The 2,445-nt window shown below is 48.8% G+C and carries 1 protein-coding gene and 3 pseudogenes; 2 read left to right on the top strand and 2 right to left on the bottom strand.

The features are described from left to right. Nucleotides 1–94 precede the first annotated feature (94 nt). Nucleotides 95–305, top strand: a pseudogene (locus ACI2JR_RS28195) (transposase); the annotation flags it as partial. A 234-nt stretch (nucleotides 306–539) separates the two neighbouring features. Here the strand turns inward: ACI2JR_RS28195 and ACI2JR_RS28190 are convergent. Beyond that, nucleotides 540–1,580, bottom strand: coding sequence for an IS110 family transposase (locus tag ACI2JR_RS28190; RefSeq protein ID WP_462480097.1), 1,041 nt, complete (start codon nucleotides 1,578–1,580; stop codon nucleotides 540–542). Between the two features lie 69 nt (nucleotides 1,581–1,649). Here ACI2JR_RS28190 and ACI2JR_RS28185 point away from each other — a divergent pair. Continuing rightward, nucleotides 1,650–1,871 (top strand): annotated as a pseudogene (locus ACI2JR_RS28185) (IS3 family transposase); the annotation flags it as partial. Between the two features lie 2 nt (nucleotides 1,872–1,873). Here ACI2JR_RS28185 and ACI2JR_RS28180 read toward each other — a convergent pair. Then, a pseudogene (locus ACI2JR_RS28180) lies at nucleotides 1,874–2,208 on the bottom strand (transposase); the annotation flags it as partial. Between the last annotated feature and the right edge of the window lie 237 nt (nucleotides 2,209–2,445).

The raw sequence follows: 2,445 nt of genomic DNA, 5'->3' as shown, positions 1-2,445 counted from the left end.
TTTTAAGATAATCGTCTGATTAACCATTACCTTACCGGATAAGCCGATGGCTCTCACCATCCTGCCGAATTTACACCACGTCCTAAGACTCTACCCCAACCAGATCTTCAAATGGCGCAGGCAGTATGAAGACGGTTCTCTGACTGCCGTGGCTTCCGGCGAAGAGGTTGTAACCGCTTCCGAACTGTCTGCGGCCAACAAGCAAATCCCGCGAGCTCCAGCGCCTTCTGGGTAAAAAGACGATGGAAGCTGAAATCCTTAAAGAGGCTGTGGACTTCAGCCGCGCAAAAATGTATGGTTCGTCCCTGTTTTGCAAGTTGCCTTTGACCGAATCAGTTTGCGTAAATGTATCCGACCTCTCGCGAGTCAGCCGCTTTTGGCGGCAAGGCCTTGATGGGATAGGCACGCTCAGTTTCTATCAAATGGATCGGCTACGGAAGCCGCTTTTTTGTCCCAGATTTACTGAACGTCGTTGCACTGTTCTGTCATCAGATAAACCCTGCAAACTTTTGTAGGTTGATGTTATCAAAATATATTAACTACATTTGTGATAGATAAAATGTCGCTTTATGCGTTAATACGGCCCAGACCACTCGTGCAAGTTTGTTAGCCAGTGCCACGATCACCTTATTTCGGTGGATACCTCTGGCCTCCATTTTATTTATCCATGCGCCTAATCGATCTTTCGTGCGATTAAGGTTTAAAACGCATGTTCTGGCGCCATGGATAAGTAATTTCCGAAGATAGGGGTTTCCGCGTTTGCTGATGCCCAGCAACCGCTGTTTACCACCAGTAGAATGTTCTCTTGGGACCAACCCTAACCAGGCCGCAAGATCGCGACCAGATTTAAACTGGTTGCCATTTCCGGCAAAAGCAGTGATTGCTGTTGCGGTTAATTTACCAATACCGGGCACGGAAGTTAGCCTTGTTGCAGTATCGTCTGCACTGGCATGCTGCTCAATTCTTTTACGTAACAGCAGTAAACGTTCTTCGATAGCTTTATATTCCATCCAAAGTTCGTTAAGAACGGTGCGCATTGCTGGCGTGAGCTCATTGTTTTCATCTGTCAGTTTATCCGGCACATCGCGGACAAAATAAGTCGCGCCAGTACCAATGGTTATGCCGTACTCAAGTAAAAACGCCCTGGCCTGATTGATAACAGATGTTTTATGTGAAACCAGACGTTGCCGAACCCGGTGCAGGGCCTGTAAATCAATCTGTGCCTCAGTTTTTGGTGCAACGAAGCGCATCGTAGGACGTGAAATGGCTTCGGCGATAGCTTCAGCATCAACGATATCGGTTTTGTTTGATTTGACGAAAGGTTTTACAAATTGAGTGGGAACAATCCGGGCCAGATGTCCGTATGCTTTAGCCTTCCTGGAAAGCCAATTACTGCCTGGACAGGCTTCCATTCCAACCGTCATTGATGACGAGCGGGGAAAAAAATCAATGAGCCGTTCTCTTGTCATCCTTGCTCGGAATACAGGTTTACCGCTCGAATTAAGGCCGACGATATGAAAGGAGTTTTTACCAATATCAATGCCTAAATAAACAATATCCGGGATCGATTTATTTTTCATTATGCACCTCATTAGTGAGTGAGCGTAACCCCAGAATTATACACCGGGGCGGGGCGAACCATCCCATTAATGGATTGCGCATGCGCCCTTGTTGCCTGGGGACGACGAATAGGCGACGTCTGCCGGAGCATTGGTGTGTCGCATGCGCAACTGAGTATCAGGGTTCACCGACAGTCTGACTGGCAGGACCGCAGACAACATTCCAGTTTTGACGATACTGCTGTGTTGTCCCGGATAAATACCGCCGTGGCCGGCCGGCCCACATATGGTTATAGACGGGTATGGGCACTATACATCGTCATCACACCCCACACAGTGCGGTGTTCATTGATAAAGCGGTACTTCAGTCGGGATCCCTTGCAAAGTACCGCGCGGCCTTTTTCAGGATATCCCGTTCTTCTTCGGTACGTTTTAGCTGCGCCCGTAGTTTCAGGATCTCGCTTTTGGCTTCCAGTAAATCCCGGGCATGCTGTTCGCTGTTATCAGGCTTGATAGCCCGTAGCCACTTGTAGAGACTGTGCGCAGAAACGCCCAGACGGTCGGATACTTCGGCAACGGAATAACCGCGTTCCGTTATCTGACGGACGGCTTCTTCCTTAAATTCAGGTGTAAATCGTGGTGTGCCCATACGCTCCCCCTATACTCAAACTATAGGGCAGGATCGTCTACCGGGGTGGGGTCAGTCTAAATATAGAGTAGGATCGTCTACCGTGGCGGGGTCAGTCCAAACAGCCTGTTCAGTAAAGCCAAAAGAACACAGGCTGAGCGTCTTTGTTACCAACGGTGCGAAAGTGATCCATATCCGACGCCTGAAATTAGATCCAGGGGTTAATCTGCTCTCCTGATTCGGGAGAGCTTATGGTCA

It is taken from the genome of Klebsiella sp. NPDC088457 (genome assembly GCF_044900465.1).
In the GTDB taxonomy this organism is placed as follows: domain Bacteria; phylum Pseudomonadota; class Gammaproteobacteria; order Enterobacterales; family Enterobacteriaceae; genus Klebsiella.
Note: the sequence above shows the minus strand (reverse complement) of the source record. Positions and strands in the feature narration are given on the sequence as shown.